24 protein-coding genes are annotated in these 21729 nt (G+C 40.9%); 8 read left to right on the top strand and 16 right to left on the bottom strand.

The window, feature by feature from the left end:
- Window positions 1-289 precede the first annotated feature (289 nt).
- Complete coding sequence (modA, locus tag UB32_RS07540; RefSeq protein WP_044392537.1) at window positions 290-1063, top strand: molybdate ABC transporter substrate-binding protein; 774 nt, start codon at window positions 290-292, stop codon at window positions 1061-1063.
- A 6-nt stretch (window positions 1064-1069) separates the two neighbouring features.
- Entirely contained in the window at window positions 1070-1735 is a 666-nt protein-coding gene (gene modB, locus UB32_RS07535) for a molybdate ABC transporter permease subunit (RefSeq protein ID WP_044392535.1), read from the top strand.
- A gap of 82 nt (window positions 1736-1817) precedes the next feature.
- Here modB and UB32_RS07530 read toward each other — a convergent pair whose 3' ends face one another.
- Together UB32_RS07530 and UB32_RS07525 are read right to left on the bottom strand one after the other, a co-directional pair.
- Complete coding sequence (locus UB32_RS07530; protein ID WP_044392533.1) at window positions 1818-2468, bottom strand: DUF4352 domain-containing protein; 651 nt, start codon at window positions 2466-2468, stop codon at window positions 1818-1820.
- A gap of 64 nt (window positions 2469-2532) precedes the next feature.
- On the bottom strand, window positions 2533-3921 hold the full coding sequence (locus UB32_RS07525) for an alkaline phosphatase (RefSeq protein WP_044392531.1): 1389 nt from the start codon (window positions 3919-3921) through the stop codon (window positions 2533-2535).
- Window positions 3922-4219: 298 nt separating this feature from the next.
- Between UB32_RS07525 and pflB the strand changes: the two genes are divergently transcribed.
- The 5 genes from pflB (at window position 4220) to yidC (ending at window position 9442) form a co-directional block, all read left to right on the top strand.
- The gene (gene pflB, locus UB32_RS07520) at window positions 4220-6445 is read left to right on the top strand and encodes a formate C-acetyltransferase (RefSeq protein ID WP_044392530.1); all 2226 of its coding nucleotides are present in this window, start codon (window positions 4220-4222) and stop codon (window positions 6443-6445) included.
- Window positions 6446-6520: 75 nt separating this feature from the next.
- A complete protein-coding gene (gene pflA / locus UB32_RS07515) occupies window positions 6521-7261 on the top strand; it encodes a pyruvate formate-lyase-activating protein (protein ID WP_044392528.1) in 741 nt (246 codons plus the stop codon).
- 92 nt (window positions 7262-7353) lie between these two features.
- Complete coding sequence (locus tag UB32_RS07510; protein ID WP_044392526.1) at window positions 7354-8088, top strand: sulfite exporter TauE/SafE family protein; 735 nt, start codon at window positions 7354-7356, stop codon at window positions 8086-8088.
- Between the two features lie 264 nt (window positions 8089-8352).
- Window positions 8353-8637: a hypothetical protein gene (locus UB32_RS07505; protein ID WP_044392525.1), complete on the top strand. Its 285-nt coding sequence runs from the start codon at window positions 8353-8355 to the stop codon at window positions 8635-8637.
- 25 nt (window positions 8638-8662) lie between these two features.
- Window positions 8663-9442: a membrane protein insertase YidC gene (gene yidC / locus UB32_RS07500; RefSeq protein WP_044392524.1), complete on the top strand. Its 780-nt coding sequence runs from the start codon at window positions 8663-8665 to the stop codon at window positions 9440-9442.
- Window positions 9443-9460: 18 nt separating this feature from the next.
- Here the strand turns inward: yidC and UB32_RS07495 are convergent, their stop codons facing one another.
- The 9 genes from UB32_RS07495 to UB32_RS07455 all read right to left on the bottom strand — a co-directional run bounded on the left by UB32_RS07495 (window position 9461) and on the right by UB32_RS07455 (window position 14718).
- Entirely contained in the window at window positions 9461-9811 is a 351-nt protein-coding gene (locus tag UB32_RS07495) for a fluoride efflux transporter FluC (RefSeq protein ID WP_044392522.1), read from the bottom strand.
- Entirely contained in the window at window positions 9808-10197 is a 390-nt protein-coding gene (gene crcB, locus UB32_RS07490; RefSeq protein ID WP_052806985.1) for a fluoride efflux transporter CrcB, read from the bottom strand. Before crcB ends, UB32_RS07495 begins: the two co-directional genes overlap by 4 nt.
- Window positions 10198-10213: 16 nt before the next feature.
- A complete protein-coding gene (locus tag UB32_RS07485; RefSeq protein ID WP_044392520.1) occupies window positions 10214-10795 on the bottom strand; it encodes a GNAT family N-acetyltransferase in 582 nt (193 codons plus the stop codon).
- A gap of 108 nt (window positions 10796-10903) precedes the next feature.
- Window positions 10904-11110, bottom strand: a complete 207-nt coding sequence (locus UB32_RS07480) for a DUF6501 family protein (RefSeq protein ID WP_044392519.1) — start codon at window positions 11108-11110, stop codon at window positions 10904-10906.
- 69 nt (window positions 11111-11179) lie between these two features.
- The gene (locus UB32_RS07475) at window positions 11180-11383 is read right to left on the bottom strand and encodes a hypothetical protein (RefSeq protein WP_044392518.1); all 204 of its coding nucleotides are present in this window, start codon (window positions 11381-11383) and stop codon (window positions 11180-11182) included.
- A 105-nt stretch (window positions 11384-11488) separates the two neighbouring features.
- Complete coding sequence (locus UB32_RS07470) at window positions 11489-12157, bottom strand: SOS response-associated peptidase (RefSeq protein ID WP_044392517.1); 669 nt, start codon at window positions 12155-12157, stop codon at window positions 11489-11491.
- Window positions 12158-12263: 106 nt separating this feature from the next.
- Window positions 12264-12533, bottom strand: coding sequence for a hypothetical protein (locus UB32_RS07465; protein ID WP_044392515.1), 270 nt, complete (start codon window positions 12531-12533; stop codon window positions 12264-12266).
- Between the two features lie 190 nt (window positions 12534-12723).
- The gene (locus UB32_RS07460) at window positions 12724-13293 is read right to left on the bottom strand and encodes an NAD(P)/FAD-dependent oxidoreductase (protein ID WP_044392513.1); all 570 of its coding nucleotides are present in this window, start codon (window positions 13291-13293) and stop codon (window positions 12724-12726) included.
- 291 nt (window positions 13294-13584) lie between these two features.
- Window positions 13585-14718 (bottom strand): MBL fold metallo-hydrolase, encoded by a 1134-nt coding sequence (locus UB32_RS07455; protein ID WP_044392511.1) that lies wholly within the window; start codon window positions 14716-14718, stop codon window positions 13585-13587.
- 291 nt (window positions 14719-15009) lie between these two features.
- Between UB32_RS07455 and sda the strand changes: the two genes are divergently transcribed.
- Entirely contained in the window at window positions 15010-15144 is a 135-nt protein-coding gene (gene sda / locus UB32_RS07450; protein ID WP_044392509.1) for a sporulation histidine kinase inhibitor Sda, read from the top strand.
- 49 nt (window positions 15145-15193) lie between these two features.
- Here the strand turns inward: sda and odhB are convergent, their stop codons facing one another.
- The 5 genes from odhB to UB32_RS07425 all read right to left on the bottom strand — a co-directional run bounded on the left by odhB (window position 15194) and on the right by UB32_RS07425 (window position 21677).
- Window positions 15194-16438, bottom strand: a complete 1245-nt coding sequence (gene odhB, locus UB32_RS07445) for a 2-oxoglutarate dehydrogenase complex dihydrolipoyllysine-residue succinyltransferase (protein WP_044392507.1) — start codon at window positions 16436-16438, stop codon at window positions 15194-15196.
- A complete protein-coding gene (locus UB32_RS07440; RefSeq protein ID WP_044392506.1) occupies window positions 16425-19271 on the bottom strand; it encodes a 2-oxoglutarate dehydrogenase E1 component in 2847 nt (948 codons plus the stop codon). The genes odhB and UB32_RS07440 overlap by 14 nt, the downstream gene beginning before the upstream one ends.
- 271 nt (window positions 19272-19542) lie before the next feature.
- Window positions 19543-19782 (bottom strand): hypothetical protein, encoded by a 240-nt coding sequence (locus tag UB32_RS07435; RefSeq protein WP_044392504.1) that lies wholly within the window; start codon window positions 19780-19782, stop codon window positions 19543-19545.
- A 109-nt stretch (window positions 19783-19891) separates the two neighbouring features.
- Window positions 19892-20974 carry a tRNA 2-selenouridine(34) synthase MnmH gene (mnmH, locus tag UB32_RS07430; RefSeq protein WP_044392502.1) on the bottom strand — a complete coding sequence of 361 codons (1083 nt, stop codon included), beginning with the start codon at window positions 20972-20974 and terminating at the stop codon, window positions 19892-19894.
- A gap of 124 nt (window positions 20975-21098) precedes the next feature.
- Complete coding sequence (locus UB32_RS07425) at window positions 21099-21677, bottom strand: hypothetical protein (protein WP_044392501.1); 579 nt, start codon at window positions 21675-21677, stop codon at window positions 21099-21101.
- Window positions 21678-21729 lie beyond the last annotated feature (52 nt).

Below are 21729 nucleotides of genomic sequence, written 5' to 3'. Positions count from 1 at the left end.
AGTCGTTCTTTGACTTCATTGGGCGGACCGAAGCGACTCGAGGGGCTAGGCGCTGGAGCTGGATTAGGAAACTACAAGTAGTTATTCACAACTAAATAATTTTATAATTTCCTGCTAAACAGCATAAAATCCCCGGATGCTCTCCGGGGATTTTTGCTTTCCCCTGCCCCGTTATCGATGTTATTTTCGTCAACTTGTGATATTTTTAATAGATAGACTCCTCCTCTATCCTATATAATCAGTTATAACCATTGCTTATGATTAAAAACTGTAAGGAGATGTTCATTGTTTGAGAAAATTACTTCTATTTTTGTTGGTTGCCTTGGTGGGGATTATCACCGGTTGCAGTGTCAACAATGGTACGAAAGAAAGCGAGCTAACCGTTTCTGCCGCTGCAAGCCTTCAAGAGGCTTTAGAGGAAGTGAAAGAAACCTATTCAACTCAATATCCAGACATTAACATTGTCTATAACTTTGGCGGTTCCGGCTCTCTGCAACAGCAGATCTCCCAGGGAGCACCCGTAGACTTATTTATTTCCGCAGCACAGGATCAATTTGATACACTACAAGCAAAAAAACTTATAGATCAGCAACATACTGTCAAACTACTAAAAAACGAGCTTGTGTTGATTACCCAGAAAAATAACAAAAACCTTCTTTCTTCCACATCACTAACAGAAGATGTCATTTCAAGGATTGCAATTGGAACTCCGGAAACGGTCCCGGCGGGTATGTATGCTAAGCAAGCTTTCGTCTCGTTAGGTTTATGGGAAAAGGTTGAACCTAAGCTTATCCGCACAAAAGACGTCCGCCAGGTACTGACCTATGTTGAAACCGGAAACGTAGAAGCTGGTATTGTTTATAAAACCGATGCCATGATATCTGATCAAGTAAGGATTATCCCTTTTGAGGAAGAAGCTCAGCATGATCCGATCCTTTATCCAGCAGGGGTTATTTCGGGTTCTAAACACAAGGAAGAAGCGAGCAAATTCCTTGAATTCCTGAGAGGCAAAGAAGCAACGAAAATTTTTGAAAAATATGGCTTTCAAGCAGCATTGGAATGATTCTTTATGAGCAGTGATTTTTGGACGCCGGTAAAATTATCGCTAGAAATTGCCTCCATATCAGTAGTGCCTGTTTTTCTATTGGGGCTATTGTTCGCTCGATTCATGGCACGAAAGCAATTCTTTGGCAAAACAGCAGCAGAAACACTGCTTATATTGCCTTTGGTCCTCCCACCGACGGTAGTTGGTTTTCTATTAATCATCTTATTTGGGATTAATAGCCCAATTGGCAGAATAGTTGAAAGCTTATTTGGGAGCACGATTATGTTTACCTGGTGGGCCGCTGTAATCGCAGCATCGGTAGTAGCATTTCCCTTGATGTATCAGTCAGCCAAAACTGGCTTCCTTCAAATTGATCAAGGTGCAGAAGAAGCGGCAAGAGTAGATGGAGCAAATGAATGGAAAGTGTTTTGGTATGTAACATTGCCTCTTTCTTCAAGATCGCTTGTTACAGGAGGAATCCTCAGTTTTACCAGAGCTCTTGGAGAATTCGGCGCAACTCTTATGTTTGCAGGCAATCTGCCCGGAAAAACACAAACAGCTCCAACTGCTATCTATATGGCAATTGAATCAGGTCATCTGAACACCGCCTGGCTTTTGGTTATTGTTATGGTGGCCATCTCGTTTCTCCTGTTGCTGTCCATATCCTTTTTAAAAAGTGACCTTTCCTAACGCAAATCGATCGATTAAAATAAACAAAAGGGGAAGCCGATTTCTATTGGCTTCCCTTTTTGTTCTGTTTAGAGTTCTTGTTTTAATTTCCGTTTACAACCAAGCTGACAGGATCTGCGACTTTCTTTTTGTTGTCATCAACGATATCTCCAGACAGCAGCTCTACTTTATCCAAGCTATCTAGCTCTTCCACAATAAAACCAAGACTGCCGAGTTTCGTTTGCCCGGCGGAAATTTCGCCATTTAGATTTTCTAGATAAAAATCATCTTCCCACGTCTTGTGGATTGAACCATTGATTTTCACCATAGCTACAGGACCGAAATGATAGTTTTCATTCGAATGATTCTTCAGCTCTACACTTATTTTTACGAAATCAAATTCTTCCTCATGCGTATAGGCATGAAAAAAATCAATCAAGCTGTAGGCAGGAACAAAGTGCAATAATTTCACATCTTTCACTGTATACTCAATACCATTTACTTGAAAAGTCTTATCCACTTCTTTCATTGATTTGAGGGTTAATTCGCCTTTATCATCAATGATTGAATCGCCAACTTTATGGAGGCTTATATCTTCTGAAACTTGTGGATTTGGAACATAAACGTCTGTGTTTTTCTTCGTTGGACTGCCATTAATTACGGTAGATTTTTCCGTTTTGTTTGAATCAGCTTCTGCAAATGAGCAGCCGGTCAGCAACGAAGCAGCCAGGAATAATTGCAGGTATTTCCTCATTTCGAAAACCCCTTTTAATAAATCTCCCGCTGGCCAAGGTACCTGCGGGAGATTTTTAAATGAATTATTTTCTTTTGCCATTTTTCAAAATATCAAAAATGTTTTTCGCATTGTCCGTATTATCAATTTGTCCATAGAAAAGTTCTTTTCCAGGACCGAATGCATAGACTGGAACGTCTTCACCAGTATGCCCGCCAGTTGTCCAACCTGTGTTGGAACGCTTGTCAAAAATCTTTTCAATCGCATTGTCAATACCCACAGCTTTGTTAGTTGTTGCTGCCGCTTTCACAGACTCGATTTCTTCGGTTGTAAGCTCTGGAAGTCCAACAGATGGAAAATCGATATATTTCTTCAGTGTTGCTTCTACATCTGCACCTTTTGCAATTTCAGCTGCCATGAAGTCAGGTGTACGCTCCGCAGCTTTAATCGGAGCTCCAAACCAATTATAGATTCCGTTTGCGCCAATGGAATATCCGCCAGTCGAGTGGTCAGCAGTCGCAACAACTAATGTATGCTTGTCCTTTTTCGCAAATTCGATTGCAGCTTTATATGCCTTCTCGAAATCTTCCATTTCACTCATAGCGGCAACAATATCATTGTCATGACCCGCCCAGTCAATCTGGCTACCCTCTACCATTAAGAAGAAGCCATCCTTATCCTTATTCAAACGCTTGATTGCCGAATTCGTCATTTCTTCCAAAGATGGAGTTTCTTCCTTGCGGTCAATCATTTTGTCCATGCCTCCTTTTGCAAAAAGGCCAAGAACTTGATCATTCGTATCCTTAAGCATATCTTCTTTATTGTCTACATAGCTAAAGCCATCTTTTTGGAATTCTTCGACTAAGTTTCTGTCATTCCTGACAAAGTTGCTCAATCCCCCACCAAGCATAACATCTATTTTATGGTCGCCATTTACCAATTCATCATAGTAATCATCTGCGATCGCATTCATATTTTTGCGGCTCTCATCGTGTGCGCCAAAGGATGCCGGAGTAGCATGTGTAATTTCCGAAGTAGCAACAAGACCAGTTGCTTTTCCATTTTCTTTTGCAGCTTCAAGGACTGTCTTTACTTCTGTTCCATCATTGTCAACAGCAATTGCATTGTTATACGTTTTGATACCTGCTGACATTGCCGTTGCTGCTGAAGCAGAGTCAGTTACATTTTGGTTTGGGTCCTCTGGGTAAGTCATTTGGTTACCTACCAAGTATTTATCCAGCTCTGTTCTCTCTGCTTCTGGCGTCTTTGGATTATCCTTTAAGTAGCGGTATGCTGATGTATACGTGACTCCCATACCATCACCAACCAGGAAGATCACATTCTTAATTTCTGCACGATTTTTTTCCTCGTCATCTTTTGCCTGGGCGTTAAAGGTTCCTACTAAACTGCCGAATGCTACAGTTGATAGGACAGCGAGCGGTAGAATCTTCTTTTTCAAGTTAGCTTTCATCATTGCAATACCTCCTGATATGATATTTAATACTTGTTTACTATAGCAGTGGTCTATTAACTTCTTATTAAAAGAATGTAAAGTTGTTTTAAATTGTTTGTAAAGTCTATTAGTCTCTTATATAAAAAGCATCAGACAGTTATAGTACAGTTTAATACATTATTTTAAATTAAAAGATGTAATACGAGATTTAATCATATTGTTCATTCTTTCACAAATACGTCACACTCATTCTGTTCTATTCGTAGTATGATAATACTGTGATAACTGTTATATAAATTTCCACTAGAGGTGAGTAAAAATGAAACAATGGAATGGTTTTAATAATGGCACTTGGCAAGAAGAAATCAATGTTCGTGATTTTATCTTGAAAAACTTCTCTGAATTCACCGGGGATTCAAGCTTTCTTGAAGATGCAACAGAGGAAACGCTCCAATTGTGGCAGCAAGTAATGGAATTGACCAAACAGGAGCGCGACAATGGCGGAATCCTTGACATGGATACTAAAGTGGTTTCCACCATCACTTCCCATGGCCCAGGCTATTTAGACAAAGCAAAGGAAAAGGTTGTCGGTTTCCAGACAGATCAGCCATTTAAGCGCTCTATGCAGCCTTTTGGCGGTATCCGTATGGCAAAAGCTGCATGTGAGGAATATGGGTATGAATTGGATAAGGAAGTAGAAAAAATCTTCACAGACTTCCGCAAAACTCATAACCAAGGTGTATTCGATGTTTATACAAAGGAAATGCTTCAAGCTCGTAAAGCCGGAATCATCACTGGTCTGCCAGACGCTTACGGCCGCGGCAGAATCATCGGTGATTATCGGCGTGTAGCTCTATATGGTGTTGACTTTCTAATGGGGCAAAAGAAGAAAGATCATTCAATGACTAGCAGCGTCATGACCGAGGATACAATGCGTCTGCGCGAAGAAATTTCTGAGCAATACCGCTCATTGAATGAATTAAAGCAGCTTGCACAGAGCTATGGTTACGATATTTCGAAGCCAGCAGCAAACGCGAGCGAAGCATTCCAATGGGTTTACTTTGCCTATCTTGCAGCAATTAAAGAGCAGAATGGTGCAGCAATGAGCCTTGGACGTGTCGCGACATTCCTCGATATCTATATGGAAAGAGACTTGCAAAATGGAACACTTACTGAAAAAGAAGCCCAGGAACTTGTCGACCATTTTGTCATGAAGCTTCGTCTCGTGAAATTTGCACGTACTCCAGACTATAATGAATTATTCAGCGGCGACCCTACTTGGGTAACAGAATCACTAGGAGGTATGGCGCACAACGGGCAATCACTTGTGACGAAGAACTCTTTCCGCTTCCTTCACACACTTGATAATCTCGGACCAGCACCAGAGCCAAACCTGACAGTTTTATGGTCCCCTTCCCTGCCTGAGAACTTCAAGAAGTATTGTGCTGAGATGTCGATCAAAACGAGCTCTATCCAGTATGAAAATGACGATTTAATGCGCTGTGAATACGGCGATGACTACGGAATCGCATGCTGCGTATCAGCGATGGAAATCGGCAAGCAAATGCAGTTTTTCGGAGCGCGAGCCAACCTGGCAAAAGCATTGCTTTACGCGATCAATGGTGGCGTCGATGAAAAACTTAAGATTCAAGTTGCTCCGGCTTTAAGCCCAATAACTTCCGAAGTGCTTGACTATAAAGAAGTAATCGCCAAATTCGATACTGTGATGGAATGGCTAGCCGGACTCTATATCAACACTCTCAATGTCATTCATTACATGCATGATAAATACAGCTATGAAAGAATCGAGATGGCGTTGCATGATACAGAAGTGCTTCGAACAATGGCCACGGGAATTGCAGGCTTAAGCGTAGTCGCAGATTCATTGAGTGCAATTAAGTATGCAAAGGTAAAAGTAATTCGTGACGAAAACGGCATTGCCATTGATTTTGAAACAGAAGGCGACTACCCTAAATACGGAAACAACGATGATCGTGTGGACAGCATCGCCGTCGAACTCGTGAAAACCTTTATGACGAAGCTGCGTAAACACCCGACTTATCGCAACTCTGTCCATACCATGTCGATCTTAACGATTACTTCAAACGTCGTTTATGGTAAAAAGACAGGGAATACCCCGGATGGAAGACGTGCTGGTGAACCATTCGCGCCAGGTGCTAACCCAATGCATGGCCGCGATACGAAAGGAACACTCGCATCCCTTTCATCTGTAGCAAAACTTCCGTATAGTTATGCTATGGACGGAATTTCAAACACATTCTCCATCGTGCCAAAAGCGCTTGGAAAAGATGGAGACAGTCGTATAAACAATCTTGTTTCCATCCTTGATGGCTATGCAATCAAAGACGGTCACCACCTAAACGTAAACGTGTTTAACCGGGAAACTCTGTTAAATGCGATGGAACACCCGGAAGAATATCCGCAGCTAACAATACGTGTATCTGGATACGCAGTAAACTTCATCAAGCTTACACGCGAACAGCAGATGGATGTAATTAACCGTACTTTCCATGAAACAATGTAAATAGTAAACATATGCCGAAACAGGAGTTGCCTCCCCCTGGCGGGAACTCCTGTTTTAAAGAAAGGGGATATCATCATGATCGGAAACATTCATTCTATTGAAACCTTCGGAACGGTAGACGGACCCGGAATCCGCTACGTCATCTTTACACAGGGATGCCTGCTGCGCTGCCAGTTTTGCCATAATGCAGACACTTGGGAGATCGGCATAGGCAAACAGATGTCTGTTTCCGAATTAATCGATGATTTAAAATCCTACCTCCCTTTTATTGAAGCATCTGGCGGCGGCATTACAGTCAGCGGTGGAGAGCCACTGTTACAAATCCCATTTATTACACAACTTTTTAAGGAGTGTAAAAAACTAGGCGTGCACACCACGATTGATTCTTCTGGGGGATGTTATTCCACTGCTCCTCTTTTTCAACAACAGCTGGAAGAGCTATTGAACTATACGGACCTGATCCTATTAGATTTAAAACATATCAATCGCAAAAAGCATATTAAATTGACTGGTATGGCCAATGATCACATCTTGGAGTTCGCCCACTTTTTATCTGACAACCAAGTTCCCATTTGGGTTCGCCATGTACTAGTACCTGGAGTCACAAATGAAATCGAGGACCTAACAAAATTAGGTGAGTTTATTGGCAGCTTGACGAATGTTCAAAAACTTGAAATCCTCCCGTATCATAAGCTTGGCGTTTATAAATGGGAAGCATTGGGGCTCGAGTACCCCCTGAAAGGTATTGAACCACCTTCCCACGCAGAAGTAGAAAATGCTTATAAGCTATTAACCGCCCATATTGCAGTGAATTAACAGCAGGAATTTATGCCCGCTGTTTTTTTCTGCATACTTTTTTGATATTGTTTTAGTATCATAGTGATAATATTTTTTTGTGGAGGTTCATTATGTATCAACTGTTTACAGAAATAAGTAATTTTTTAAGCGGCCCATTTTTCACTCTTGTCAATCAAACTGAACAAATCCCTTTATTGGCAAGCTTCCTCTTAGGCCTTGTCGGGGCTCTTGCACCATGCCAACTGACAGGAAATCTTGGTGCGATAACCTACTATGGCAACAGAAGTCTGCAAACGAAAAGTCAGTGGATTGAGATTGTATTTTTCATCCTGGGAAAAATACTTGTCTTTACACTGTTAGGCCTTACAGTTTGGCTAGTTGGTCATAGCTTCCAGCAAATCTTACCAGGCTTCTTTTCTTGGTTCCGCAAACTAATTGGTCCTCTTTTCATCGTGATCGGCCTTTCACTTATTGGGCTCTTTGCATTTAATTGGGTCAATCGCTTAACTTCTGTTCTACCACAATGGACAGGAAAAGGAAAAACAGGCTCTTTCTTAATGGGGGTAAGCTTTTCCATCGCGTTCTGCCCTACGATGTTTTCATTATTCTTCTTCACTCTTATGCCGATTGTTCTGAGCACATCCTACGGAGCCATCCTTCCGTCTGTTTTTGCCGTTGGCACTTCCATCCCGCTGATTGTGTTTGCAGCAATTATTTCATACGTCGGCTTGAATGGAACATTGATGAAAAAAAGTCGCAACCTGGGTTCAGTAGTACAGAAACTTGCCGGTTACATATTAATCATTGTTGGAGTTTTTGATACGGTTACCTATTGGGGGATGTGAATTTTTCGGTTGTTTCTTGACAAGCCACTTTTTCTTGATACCATCTTATCATGAGAGCTGTCAAAATATCTAAATCACAACCTTCTTCATGATTGCCACTCCTCTTTATTGGGAAGTTTTTTATCTACTTTGTCCCTAATCCCATTTTTGAAATCCCACTATATGGGAAATGAAACTTTTTACAGGTAGGTCCGTATATATTAATAGTTGCTAAGGTTCGATTTCTCAAATATAATGAAGCAATGACAGAAGAGAGGTGATGACATGCTATCCGAAATTTATGTTCAGTCAGTTGATGCAACAACCGTATATAGTGTTTATTTGACTTTGCTCATCAGCATGTCGATGGCCATTTTCTGGGTATTGCGTGACACCTCTATAATCGATTCAAACTTATTTGGAATCAAGCTAAAGCCATCATCCTCTGAAATAGCTTTTAAAAATAAGGCTGAACTAGGAATAAGTCTTCGTCTACAAATTCTTAAGCGTGTAAAAATAAAAATCAATCCTGGTGAGGAAGATAGCAATTTTTTCTCCTTTCGTTTTTAATCCAATTTCATTTAGGAGGAGAAAAATGAAGAAGCTATTCACCATGATGATTGTTCTAATGATACCTGCACTATTAACAGGATGTCAGTCGTTGACAAGCGACGGATCCTTTTTCCAGACAACCTTTATCAATCCTTTCACCTGGCTTATCAAGTTTTTTGCCGGCATTACAGGAGATAGCTACGGTCTGGCGATCATTTTCATCACTTTACTCATTAGGCTGATCTTGATGCCCTTAATGTTAAAGCAATACAAAAGTCAGCAAAGCATGAAAGAGAAAATGGAAGTGCTCAAGCCTGAAATGGATGAAATTCAGAAGAAGCTCAAAGACACGAAGGATTCTGCTGAACAAAAGAAATTGCAGCAGGAAATGATGGGGCTTTATCAGAAGCACGGCGTCAATCCCCTGTCTGTCGGCTGCCTGCCAATGCTGATACAAATGCCAATATTGATGGGCCTTTATTATGCGATAAGCAATTCCACCGATATTGCCAGCCACTCCTTCCTCTGGTTCAATCTTGGGCATTCTGATGTATGGATCACTGCTGCAGCCGGTGTGATCTACTACCTGCAGTTTAAGGTATCCATGTCTAATGTGACAGAAGATCAGAAAAAGCAAATGAAATTGATGGGACTGCTGTCACCAGCTATGATCGTCCTATTTTCCTTGAATGCACCTTCCGCCCTTCCACTTTACTGGACAGTTGGCGGGATATTCTTGATTGTACAAACATTACTGGCAAAAAAAGTTTATGCTCAAGATTCACTAAAAGTGGAAAAGCTAGAAAAAACACCAATTCAGTAGAATTGGTGTTTTTTCTTTCTACAATAACCTGCCAATAATTAAGCCTGCACATCCACTTGCGAGACCGCCGAAATAGGTTATTATCATATATACTGTTAGAACTTTATATTGTTTATTATTGATCATTTTTACTAAGTCCACATTCAATGTTGAAAAAGTGGTGAATGCTCCCATAAATCCGGTAGCAGCGAAAAGATATAGATCCCCTTGGATTCCTTGACCGACGATCCATCCGAGCAGGAAAGATCCCAAGAGATTTACTGTGAGCGTAGCAACGGGCAGAATAGTCTTCGGGATGACCCTTTGAACCATGAAACGGGAGGTAGCTCCGGCCATTCCTCCTAAAGCTATCAATATAAACCCACTCATTTTCCTGCCTCCCCGAAAGGAACTGCGCCTAGCCTATAACCCACTGCTGCAAGGAGCAGTCCTCCAACAGCACTGACAAGCACATAGAATATGGCTATTCCGATCCTGCCATCCTCTATATAAACTATTGTTTCCATGCTGAATGTCGAAAAAGTGGTGAATGAGCCTGTAAGACCAGTAGCGATGGAAGTAGACAATACAGGATTCAGGATATTTTTCCCGATAATACGAGACGTGAACCATCCTAGGAACAAAGATCCAGCTAAATTCACTATTACAGTTCCAACAGGAAAGCCATTCGTTAAGAAGTTGCTTGTGCTAACACTAACGAAGTACCGCAGGAGGCTTCCTACCACTCCTCCAAGTCCTACTCCTAGATATACCAATAAAAAAACCTTCCTTTTATCTATTTAACTTTTCATATAAATTTGATTTAATAACTGGCCATTCTTCTTTTAGGATACTATAGACAACGGTATCTCTTATATAACCATCAGCGATAATTCGATGTTTGCGAAGCACTCCTTCTCTTTGCGCACCAAGGCGGGCGATCGCCGTTTGTGAGCGTACATTTCTTGAATCTGTACAAAACTGCACTCTATTGACACCCCTATTTTCAAAAGCATGCTGGAGCATGAGCAATTTCGTTTCCGTATTCACACTTGTTCTCCAATACTCAGGGCTGTACCAAGTCCAGCCAATTTCAAGCGTATTATGTAGCTCTGAAATGTCGAGGAATCTTGAACTACCCACTATTTTTCCAGTTTTCTTGTCAAGAACAACAAAGGGTATTTGCGTCCCTTTCTCTTTTTCTGCGATCGCAGATTCAACAACCTTTTTCATCTCGCCTTTATTTGTGACCTTTGCTGATGTAAATTCCCAAATTGACTGATTCTGCCCGGCCTCCCATAAACCATCCAGCTGACTGGAATCCATAGACACCAACTTTACCGTCTTACCTTCCAAAGTGACTTTTTTATCCATGTCTCCAACTCCTTACCCTATATTTCCTTATCCTACCACAGGAAATTGAGTTAAGGTATACATTTAATAGAAAAAAGGCTGAACGGTTTTCGCCGCCAGCCTTTCCCTTTATTTTTTCTCTTCAAAATAATCTTTGTAGTAACCGCCAACTTTACCAGAATTATCAATAATAAAAAAGAATTCTTCTGTCTCGTTCTTGACCTCATATATCTTTCCTGGAGTTAACTTCTTATCGACAATATATTTTTTTGCATCTGTATGAACGCATTTAAGAGTCTTGATCGTTTCGCGTTCCTGCCAGTTCATATGGATCATCATTTGCACTTCCTTTACATGAGTTTTATACACTCTAGTATAAAGAAACCATCAAGGAATAAGCAATAGTTAACTGGCATTTGCTTTTTCACCAGCTTTTTTTAAACCACTGACTTCAGATTGTTCAAAAGTCAATGTTTCACCAGCAATGACATTTTTTAAAGTGATATAGCAAACATCACATATTACATCCTCTCGCATAAATTGCAGAAAAGAAAAACGGTCGTTTTTGTGTGTCAGTTCATAATATCCTGATGAAGTAAAATCATTCATGAAAATCCCTCTTTCCAGCATGTTTTCATTTTGTTGTTTGACTGTATGTTTCTTTACCACAACCAAGACTTGTATCAAACATTGGAACTGAAAGGGGGTAATTTCCTACAAGCTATTTAGCGGAACAATAAGTTCCTTTCCTTCATTTTTTGCCGAATTAATGGCGGTTGACACTGGATATACTTCCATGAAGGACCCTTCATAAGGAACTAACAGCTTTTTTAAATCGCTAGCTTGATTCAGTGACCGGTCAAGCCACACCTCAAACTTTTCTTTTGGAAGAATCACAGGCATTCTATCATGGATTTTTCCGACTATTTCATTTGCGCTAGTTGTAATAATCGTACAGGAAGCAATATCCTTCCCATCCTTGTTCCAATTCTCCCAAACCCCTGCAAATGCAAAGGGTTTTTTATCCTTCATTGCAAAACGATACGGTTGCTTATGTTTCCCTTCTTTTTTCCATTCGTAAAATCCATCGGTAAGGATCAGGCAACGCCTTTGTTTAAGTGCGTCCTTAAAGCTTGCTTTTTCATCGACTGTCTCGGCACGCGCATTAATCATACGATAGCCGATTTTTTCATCATCCGCCCAGAAGGGAATCAATCCCCACCTCATTTTTTTTCCTATCCTCCCCTCGTCATTGTCTATAACTGCCAATATTTCTTGACCGGGAGCAATATTGTACCTCATCTCGATCTCATCTCGGAAGTCGAACTTGAATTGATCCTCCAAGGAACTTATGTCCTCGAATAACGAAAATCTTCCACACATTTGTCTTCCTCCATCACCTTATTTTCTGCTATAATTCCCGTCCCTTTTCAGGATGTAACATTTTCAATCAAAAAAATAAGCCAGGCTCTTTTTTAGCCAGACTTATTTATATCTTTTTCGCATAAATATTCTTTTTTATTTTTTCCCTAAAAACAATATTCGCTGCTACTAGGAATGGAATGATCGAGGCAATCGTAAATCCAAGTGCATAGCCCGATATCCTTTCATTTAAAACTTTATCGGTAATGCTAAAACCCAGAAATGTTATCCCAATGCCATCTTTATCCACATGGTCGATGACCGACCATAGCTCTATTCCTTTTATAAGGAATAAAACACTTATGATCGACAGCAATAAAACCCATAGCCATCTCATACGACCATACCCCCATAATCTCTATACTTGAAAAAGGCTCAAGTGTATACACTATATTATAGGGAGTTATCGTATTAATTAATATAAAGCTAGAACAGTTGTAACAAAATGTTCAAAATGTCCGTTCTTAATTTCGTCAATAAGATGCTAATTATGGGAAAAATAAAATTTTTTAATATCACATGAAAAATTACTTATCGTGCCACATATAGGTTTTACCTGTTTCTTTTGTAACAATTGAAATACCTAATGCAGCGCCATGCCCTGCAGCAATAACGGATTGACTTGAAAGACCTGCCAGTAGACTTGTGATATAAAGATTAGGCTGGTTTGTTGTTCCATCCGGCTCGATTCCCAGTACTTTTTTAATTTTTCCGCTTGGTACCTTCTCATTGACTGCCAGCTCGAATCCAAGACTTTCAAGCAATGAAGTTTGAAGATTGGTTGCAATAATCAAATGTTTGGTATCAAATTCATTGCCATCCGTTAAAATGACGGAAAATCCATGATCCTTCTTTTTGACGGTCTCCACTATCCCTTCATTCCATTCAGTACCTGCAGCGATCACCTGGTCTTTGATATTTTCCAAAAGTTCTACACCGCTAATTTCTTTGATGCCCGGATAATTAAATATCTTTGTAACTTGTTTTATCTGAGATTTGCCAGAATCAATGACTCCAGTTTTCAGCCCACCTTGTGCAGTATAAATCGCAGCAGAACCTCCCGAGATTCCGCCTCCAATCACTAATACATCCAGCATTTCTTACTCCTCCTGATTTGCTATCACTAAAATTTTTTAAAATAATTTAGAGATCAGATAAATGACTCCTACCAGGAGCCATATGTACGTAGCCGGTCAGATCGGGGGGAAGCCAGAGAATTTCCCTTTTCCTTCTTCACCAGTACGCTTAGGTCCCATTCCTCAGGAACCGCCTGCACAATGGTTTTTATTTTTTTCTTCTTTTTCCAAAATTTTTCACCTCACAAGCGAATAAGTGCTAGTTTCTCTTTAAACTTGAAAAAGAGGAAAGCTGTGCTCTCCTCTTTTATTTTAATGAGTGTGGTGGACAGCACAGCGGTTAGGACCAATCTCCAGCTCCATTGCTTCTTCAGCTGTTACTACTTTCACCCCGCGGTTGATTGCGACGATGTCTTCGAAGTTTGGTGGTGTCTCGCTTGATGCAGATTGTGCAACTTTGTCAACAAACTCTTCCATCGACTTACCGGCCATCATTTCATTTTGATCACGAATCAATCCTAATTGACTCCCAATGAAACCTTCCGCATTCACTTCTTCATCAAATGCAGCATAGTGTCCTGGCAATACTATCACATCATCCGCGATTTGTGAAACTTTACTATACACAGTATTATACAGATCTTTTGCCCACTCTGCAGCTTTTCCGCCAAGGTCTGGTCGGCCAAGTCCATTTACAAAGATCGTATCCCCAGAGAATAAAAGTTTATTATTGACAAAGAAAGAAACACTTCCCGGGGTATGACCAGGCGTTTTGACAGCCAATACTTCAAGAGTGATGTTCTCAAATTCAATTTTATCATGCTCTTCCAGCGCTTCAAAATCAAATATTGCCCCTTCACTTTTCATCAGATAATATTTTGCTCCAGTAACGTCAGCAAGTTCCTTGCCTCCAGACAGGTGATCTGCATGAAGATGAGAATCGACGATGTGAGTGATTTTCACCTTTTCTTTTTCCGCTACGTTTGTGTACCTGTCCGTGAACCTGGAAGGATCGACAACCAGTGCCTCGTTTTCAGACAGGACCATGTAAGAAAGGCAGCCTTTCCCAACACGGATGAACTGAAGTACCTTAATTTTATCATCCTTAAAAACTTCTACTGGATATAGATATTCACTCCACGACTTCATTCCGCCAGAAAGATATGATACATCAAAACCTGCATCAGAAAGCATTTCGGCAACCATAACTGAAGACCCTTCCTTAGCGCAGACCACGACGATATCCTTATCTTTAGGAAGTTGATCAACAACCTCTTCGACGCCATCAATCAATTCAAAGTATGGGATATTCAGGTAATCAATATTTTCACCTTCAACCTTCCAGTCTTCAAAGTCCTTGCCATTTCTTACATCAAAAATAAAAAAGCCCTTCTTGCTAACTACCCATTCATTTAGCTTTTCAGCAGTGATCGCTTGCATACCCATTTAAAAAATTCCTCCCTGTGTATATCGATATGTCTTGATATCAGATCCCCATCCGATACCCTTATGGGTATTATAATAAATGCTTAAAAATAAAAATGCAAGCTTTTTTTGTTAACTAATGTGCGAATGATGTTTTGGTGAATTAGTTCGAGCCACTTCCAAGACTAGAAAAAATTACTAAAAAAAAATCTTCATAATGGGTTTTCAAAAACTTAATAAACCTTTACAATAGATTAAACTATAAAATTATAGTTTGAAAATTCAATCCATTCTTACCGAGGAGGAATGCAAATGAAAATTATGAGCAATGAACAACTGGTGGTCTCGTATCGTGATGCATTAAAGTCGGAAAGAGATAAAGAATGGGCACAGATTTTAAAAACAGAGATTTCCAAAAGAGGCCTCAAGCCATTTAAAAACCGTTAGAATTACGAAGAGAAAAGCACTGCCAATTTGGCAGTGCTTTTTTCAAAACTTATCCTTGCAATAGCAGTGATTCTGGATCTTCCATGAGCTGTTTAATGAGCTTCAAGAAGGTAACTGCTTCTTTCCCGTCGACGATCCTGTGGTCGTAGGATAAAGCGATGTACATCATTGGTCTGTTTTCCATGCGTTCCTTATCAATCGCTATCGGACGGAGCTGAATGGTATGCATACCGAGAATACCCACCTGCGGGCCGTTGAGAATTGGTGTCGATAGCAATGAACCGAACACTCCTCCATTGGTAATCGTGAAGGTGCCACCTTGAAGGTCCTTTAAAGATAGCTTATTGGATCTTGCTTTTTCGGCGAGCTCATTGATATCTCGTTCGATCTCGGCAAAGTTTTTCCTGTCTGCATCCCTGATAACGGGAACAACCAGCCCTTCATCTGCAGCAACGGCAACGCCAATATCGTAAAATTTCTTCAGGATGAATTCATCACCCTGTATTTCTGCATTCAAATAAGGAGTCTTCTTTAATGCTGCGACAACTGCTTTTGTAAAAAAGGACATAAAGCCTAGGCGAACATCATTTTCTTCATAAAAGCGGTCCTTCCACTTCTTCCGTAATTCCATGACAGCTGTCATATCGACTTCATTGAAAGTTGTGAGCATGGCTGCTGTCTGTTGCACCTCTACCAGTCTATTGGCGATTGTCTGCCTTCTTCTAGACATTTTAATACGTTCAATGCGACTGTCACCGTTGATCGCAGCAACTGAGGAGGCCGCAGTTTCCGTCCTGTTAGTTGCAGGAGTTTGTTGATTAGGCGTATACGATTCGACATCCTGCTTCCTGACCCTACCTAGTGGATCATGAGAAGACACTTGCGATAGACTAATGCCTTTTTCCCGGGCCAGCTTTCGTGCTGCAGGAGAAGCAATGAGTCGACCTTGACTGCCGTCATCGGCAGCAGAATGGTCTTGCTTATCAACAGAGTATTCCTTCTCATTTTGTTGTTTTTCAGCTGATGCATTAGGGAGCTCAACTTCCGTTTTGCTGTCAGCTTTTTCACCAACTATCGCTATTGCCTCTCCAACCTTGACAGTATCACCTTCTGCTGCAAGCAGCTCTGTTAAAATTCCATCATAATCGGAAATGATTTCAACATTGACTTTATCAGTTTCCAGTTCAACGATGTATTCACCCTTCCGGACTAGATCACCCTGTTGCTTCAGCCATTGGGCAATCGTTCCTTCCGTAATTGATTCGGCCAGTTCAGGTACTTTAATTTCTGCCATCCTCGTTTCCTCCTTTGCTCAAAGCTTCATGCACGATCCTTGCCTGTTCCAATTTATGAATATTTGGATCTCCTTCAGCAGGACTCGATCTTCTTCTGCGTCCGATATAAGCCACTTTAATACCGTTAGGTGCCGCTTCATTGATTCGCGGTTCAACGAAAGTCCACGCTCCCATATTTTTAGGCTCTTCCTGTACCCAAACGATCTCTTTTAAGTTTGGATACTGCGCTAATCTTTCTTTTAGCTCATCAAGCGGGAAAGGATAGATTTCTTCTATTCTTAAAACATGAAGCCAGTCGCTATCCTTCCCGTCAAGTTGTTCAGCAATATCAATGCTCACTTTTCCGGAACATAATACGATCCTTTCGATTTGCTCAGGATTTGATCCAAGTCCAGGCTGTTCGAGAATCGGTTCAAAGCTTCCTTCCGTCAGTTGTGCTGGATCTGCTGCAACGAGTGGGTTCCTTAGCAGACTTTTAGGTGTCATCAAAACGAGCGGCCGAACCGATTCCTGTTTCAAAATCTTTGCCTGCCTTCTGAGGATGTGAAAATATTGAGCGGCAGACGAAAGATTTGCGACCGTCCAGTTATTTTCTGCCGCCAAAGTGAGAAATCTTTCCACTCTCCCGCTCGAATGTTCTGGTCCCTGCCCTTCATAACCGTGCGGCAAAAGGATTACAAGCCCAGACTTTTGGCCCCACTTTGCCCTTCCTGCTGCGACAAACTGGTCAAAGAGGACTTGTGCCGCATTGGCGAAGTCTCCATACTGTGCTTCCCAGAGAACCAGGGTTTCAGGAGCAAAAACATTATACCCGTACTCAAATCCAACAACTGCCGCTTCAGATAACGGGCTATTATGGATGGAGAAAGACGCTTTGGCATCCGGTAAAGTATGGAGCGGTGAAAATTGTGCTCCCGTATTGCTGTCATGGAGCACGAGATTTCGTTGAGCGAATGTTCCACGCTCTGAATCCTGCCCTGTTAATCTTACTGGTATCCCCTCTTGTAAAATGGTGGAAAAAGCCAAAGTTTCAGCAAGACCCCAATCAATTTTCCCATTCTCAGAGAAGGCGTCCTGCCTTCTTTGCAGTATTTTCGCCAATTTGGAAAAAACAGTGAAACCTTCTGGCCAGGTAAGCAACTCGCTATTTATTTTTTTTAAAATATTTGCCGGTACCCCCGTTTTGATCCTCGGTATCCCCATTTCTACCACTTCCGGAATATCCGGTTCTTTTTCTCTCCCTTTCTCTGCTTTCGGAACTTTTTCATTGGCTGATTTCAAGATTGAGTTTATATTTTCTTCGATTTCTTCCCGTTTTTTTTCGGAGAGCACTCCCTGAGCTTTTAGTTTTTTCCCATACAGTTCTTTGACTGTTGGATGATTGTGAACAAGCTTATACATTTCCGGATTGGTTGTCATTGGTTCATCCATTTCGTTGTGGCCGAATCGGCGATATCCTATCAGGTCGATCAAAAAATCCTTGCCGAATCTACTCCTGTATTCAAAGGACAGCCTTGCTGCCATCAAACATGCTTCAGGGTCATCGGCGTTCACATGAATAATTGGTATTTCATATCCCTTTGCAAGGTCACTCGCATACCTTGTAGATCTTGAATCTATTGATTCAGTTGTGAAGCCAATCGTATTATTTGAGATGATATGAATGGTACCGCCTGTCTTGTATCCCGGAAGACGGCTTAAATTTAATGTTTCTGCCACAATTCCTTGACCTGGAAATGCTGCGTCACCATGAATGAGAATCGCCATTGCCTTAACCGGATCATATTTTGCATATCCTCGAAGGCCACGGTCATCCTGTGCAGCACGGGTAAATCCTTCTACCACCGCACCAGCGAATTCAAGATGACTTGGGTTATTTGCCAATGTTAACCGAATATTGGCGGTAGTACCTGATTTGATTTTTCGATCAATTCCCAGGTGATACTTTACATCTCCAGTCCAGCCAAAATTGATCCCAATGGAGCCTTCAGAAGGCACCAACTCCTTGTTTGGCGCATGTTGGAATTCGGCAAAAATCATTTCATACGGCTTACCTAAAACATGGGCAAGGACATTTAGCCTTCCACGGTGAGCCATTCCGATATTGATTGTCTCTACGTCATTATGAACTGCACTGGCTATCACCTCATCTAACAGTGGCACCATAGAATCCAACCCTTCGATAGAGAAACGCTTTTGCCCTACAAACGTCCTATGTAGGAATGTCTCGAAGTTTTCGACCTCAGCCAGGCGTTCATATAAGCCAATTTTCTTTTCGTTTTTGATTTGCGGAATCAGCGCTCCTGACTCTACTTTGTTCCTTAGCCATTCTTTTTCGTCTAATTGACTTATATGTTCAAATTCAGTCGCAATTGTATTCGTATAGACTTTTTTCAGGTATTGAAAGGCTTCCTTTCCAGTTTTGATATTTGGAGGAGCACTTGGACATACGAGACCCACAGGGACCGAATTTAGGTCTTCTTCGGTCAATCCCCACATTTCAAAGTCATCCCATTGATTATCCAAACTTCCCGATGATAATGGATGAATTTTTGCAGACAAATGACCGTTTGAACGAATATAATCTGCATATCTCAGGACGGCGGCAATTTTAGCAGGATTTTCAGACATATTTCCCGTTACAGGCGTTGAAAAATCAACTGCTGGGTTCGTTGCCTTTCGATTATGTTGGTTCTGTTCAAAATACGCCTTCATTTCAGGATCTACATCGTTTGGATTTTGCAGGAACTGTTCGTACAATTCTTCCACATACCCCTGATTCGCCCCATGAAATCCAGGCCATTCTGTATGTTCCGTAACAGGCTTCTTCATCCTATAACCCCCTTGCTTTTCGTAACGCATGCTAATAATCTGTTACCCTGTCCAATTCCTTATTAACAGTAAAATCAAAGAATAATAATGCAATTCTGATATCAAACGATTACATTGGTATTTTAACATGATATTTCCTTTTAACCAAAAGTTTTGACTATCCTGATAGTGTTAAATAGTTTCCCGTGTTTTGTTATCGTGAAAAAACAATCTTCACAAAAAAAAACTGGCGGGAACCAGTTTGAGTTTCAAAGATTTATTTAGATTGTTATTATTGTAGATTCATCATGGCAATATACATATTCTTGGGGGCAAAAAGATTATTCCTTTTTTCGTTTTGATTAACCTCAATCATATCATTATGTTCCACTGGCAATTCAAAATGTCCACAGGTAATAGCTTTTTGGAACCTTGATCCTGCGTTGAATTTGTTGACTCCATCATTATTGGTGAAACCAACGCTTTCTACATGCAGTGAGAAACGATGATGACAGGTTTTTGATTCGCTCATCTTCCACCCTCCTATTAAATTTTGCCTTACACTATTATACAATGAATCAGCAGAATATTCAGTGATATTAATTCAAAAAAGAAAGGAAGCAAATGACTGCCTTCCTTTGTTAATAACCTTTTCCTCCAATTTTTAAACCATAATTGGAATCAGCTAGGGAAAGTTTTAGTTTTTTCTCAAGCTGTGCCACTACATCCGGTACATCCGCATCAATTTCAAGAAACGGACCTGGATACTCCTGGAGTGCATGGCCATAACGCGGATCATAATAATGTATTAACAAGATTTCAATCAGTTCATGATAATTTTTCTCTTTCAAGGCTAGTCGCAGGGATGTTGCAGCGTCTCCGGGAATCCGTCTAAGCAGCTTGGTGACTTTTTCTTGTACTTCTTCTTCAAACCAAACCTCTTGTTTAAAAGGATGTACATATTCCTGATAAATTCGCTCCACCCTTTTGGGAATCGAACTTTTGACTAGAAAATGAATTCCGTCCGCCTTTTTCGCAATTATTTCGTCTGGTTGGGCAGCCCGTCCGATTCTCTTGCTCTCCGCCTCTACGATGAAATAATTCGATTCTGTTATTTCAGTAAGGCGATGAAAAAGCAGTGCATCGAAGGTTTTTTGATTGCGGGATTCTCCCATTCCAATCATTCCAAAAATCGATCCTCGATGGTTAGCCATTTGTTCTAGATCGATTACGGGATAGCCCTTTTCCTGTAAAACTTTTAAAATATCCGTCTTTCCTGTCCCAGTCATCCCGTGCAAAACAACTGCCTTGTGAGGCAATAATTCGGGAATTTTTTCTAAAACATATTCCCGATAGGCACGATAGCCTCCCTCTAGTCGATAGGCGGATATTCCGGAATATTCCAGAAATAACGCAACAGACTGGCTTCTCATCCCGCCTCTCCAGCAATGTATAACTGGCTCGGCACCGGTCTTTTTCAAGTCTTTTATTTCACTAAGAAGCTGGGGAAGCTTAGGGGCAACGATTTCCATCGCCCGCCATTTAGCTGCTTTTTCTCCGGATTTCTTATAAAGTGTGCCAATTTCCTGCCTTTCGTCATCGGTAAATAGCGGGATATTCACCGACCCAGGAATGGCTGAATCCTTATGTTCGATTGGTGCTCTAACATCAACAGGGATATATTTTCTTGAACTGATTAATTCTTTTACAGATATGTCTTTCATTTTTCCCAATGACCTCCAAGGTCCATAAAGTAAAACCGCTTCTAAAAAGGCAACTTGAATTCCTTTTACTTACCCTTCATCGTATCATATTTTGAAAAAGAAAAAAACCGCAGGGCGCCTGCAGTCAACACGAAAACTTTATTCCAATGAGCTTGCTGATCGCCCTGCACAATTCGTGCCATTCCTTTGGGAAAGCTTCATGACCTTTGCTTTTATATGTCTTTCCTTTTGTTTTAAGTGTAACCGACCAACTCGTACCATCAACAATGATTCCTTCCGTGTGATAATCATCCTGCCAATCCCACAGCTTAACTGAATACAACTTTTTTTTGAGTTCTCCCACAGACCCGAAGCTTTCCGTCTTTATCGGACCTGGTGCTCTAGAATCAAGATGCCATTCAAAATACGTGAAGGTATTTCTTGTGAAATCTATTCTTACTCTCTGCTCCGGTCCAGGGTATCCATGCAGTTCCACGATTAGCAGCATTGGTTCTTTGTCTGGCCTAATGGATACCGTATCATCATTTAGAACGAACAATTCCGTATTCCGGCTGATAACTGTTTTAATATAGGAAGCTTCTAGTAATCGAGTTCTGTCTTGAGCAAGTTGTAGTGCCTGCTCATTCATTTCCTCACATATGATTGGGATCGTTGCGGTTCCCTTTTTCTGAAGTATAGCGAGAATCGCCTCGTACATTTTCATATCGGTCAACTTCCTTTATAAACTAAATAGTTTCCCATGCAAGCAACACTTT

It is taken from the genome of Mesobacillus subterraneus, from assembly GCF_000934845.1.
Lineage (GTDB): Bacteria > Bacillota > Bacilli > Bacillales > Cytobacillaceae > Mesobacillus > Mesobacillus stamsii.
This window is presented reverse-complemented; position numbering and strand designations above follow the sequence as displayed.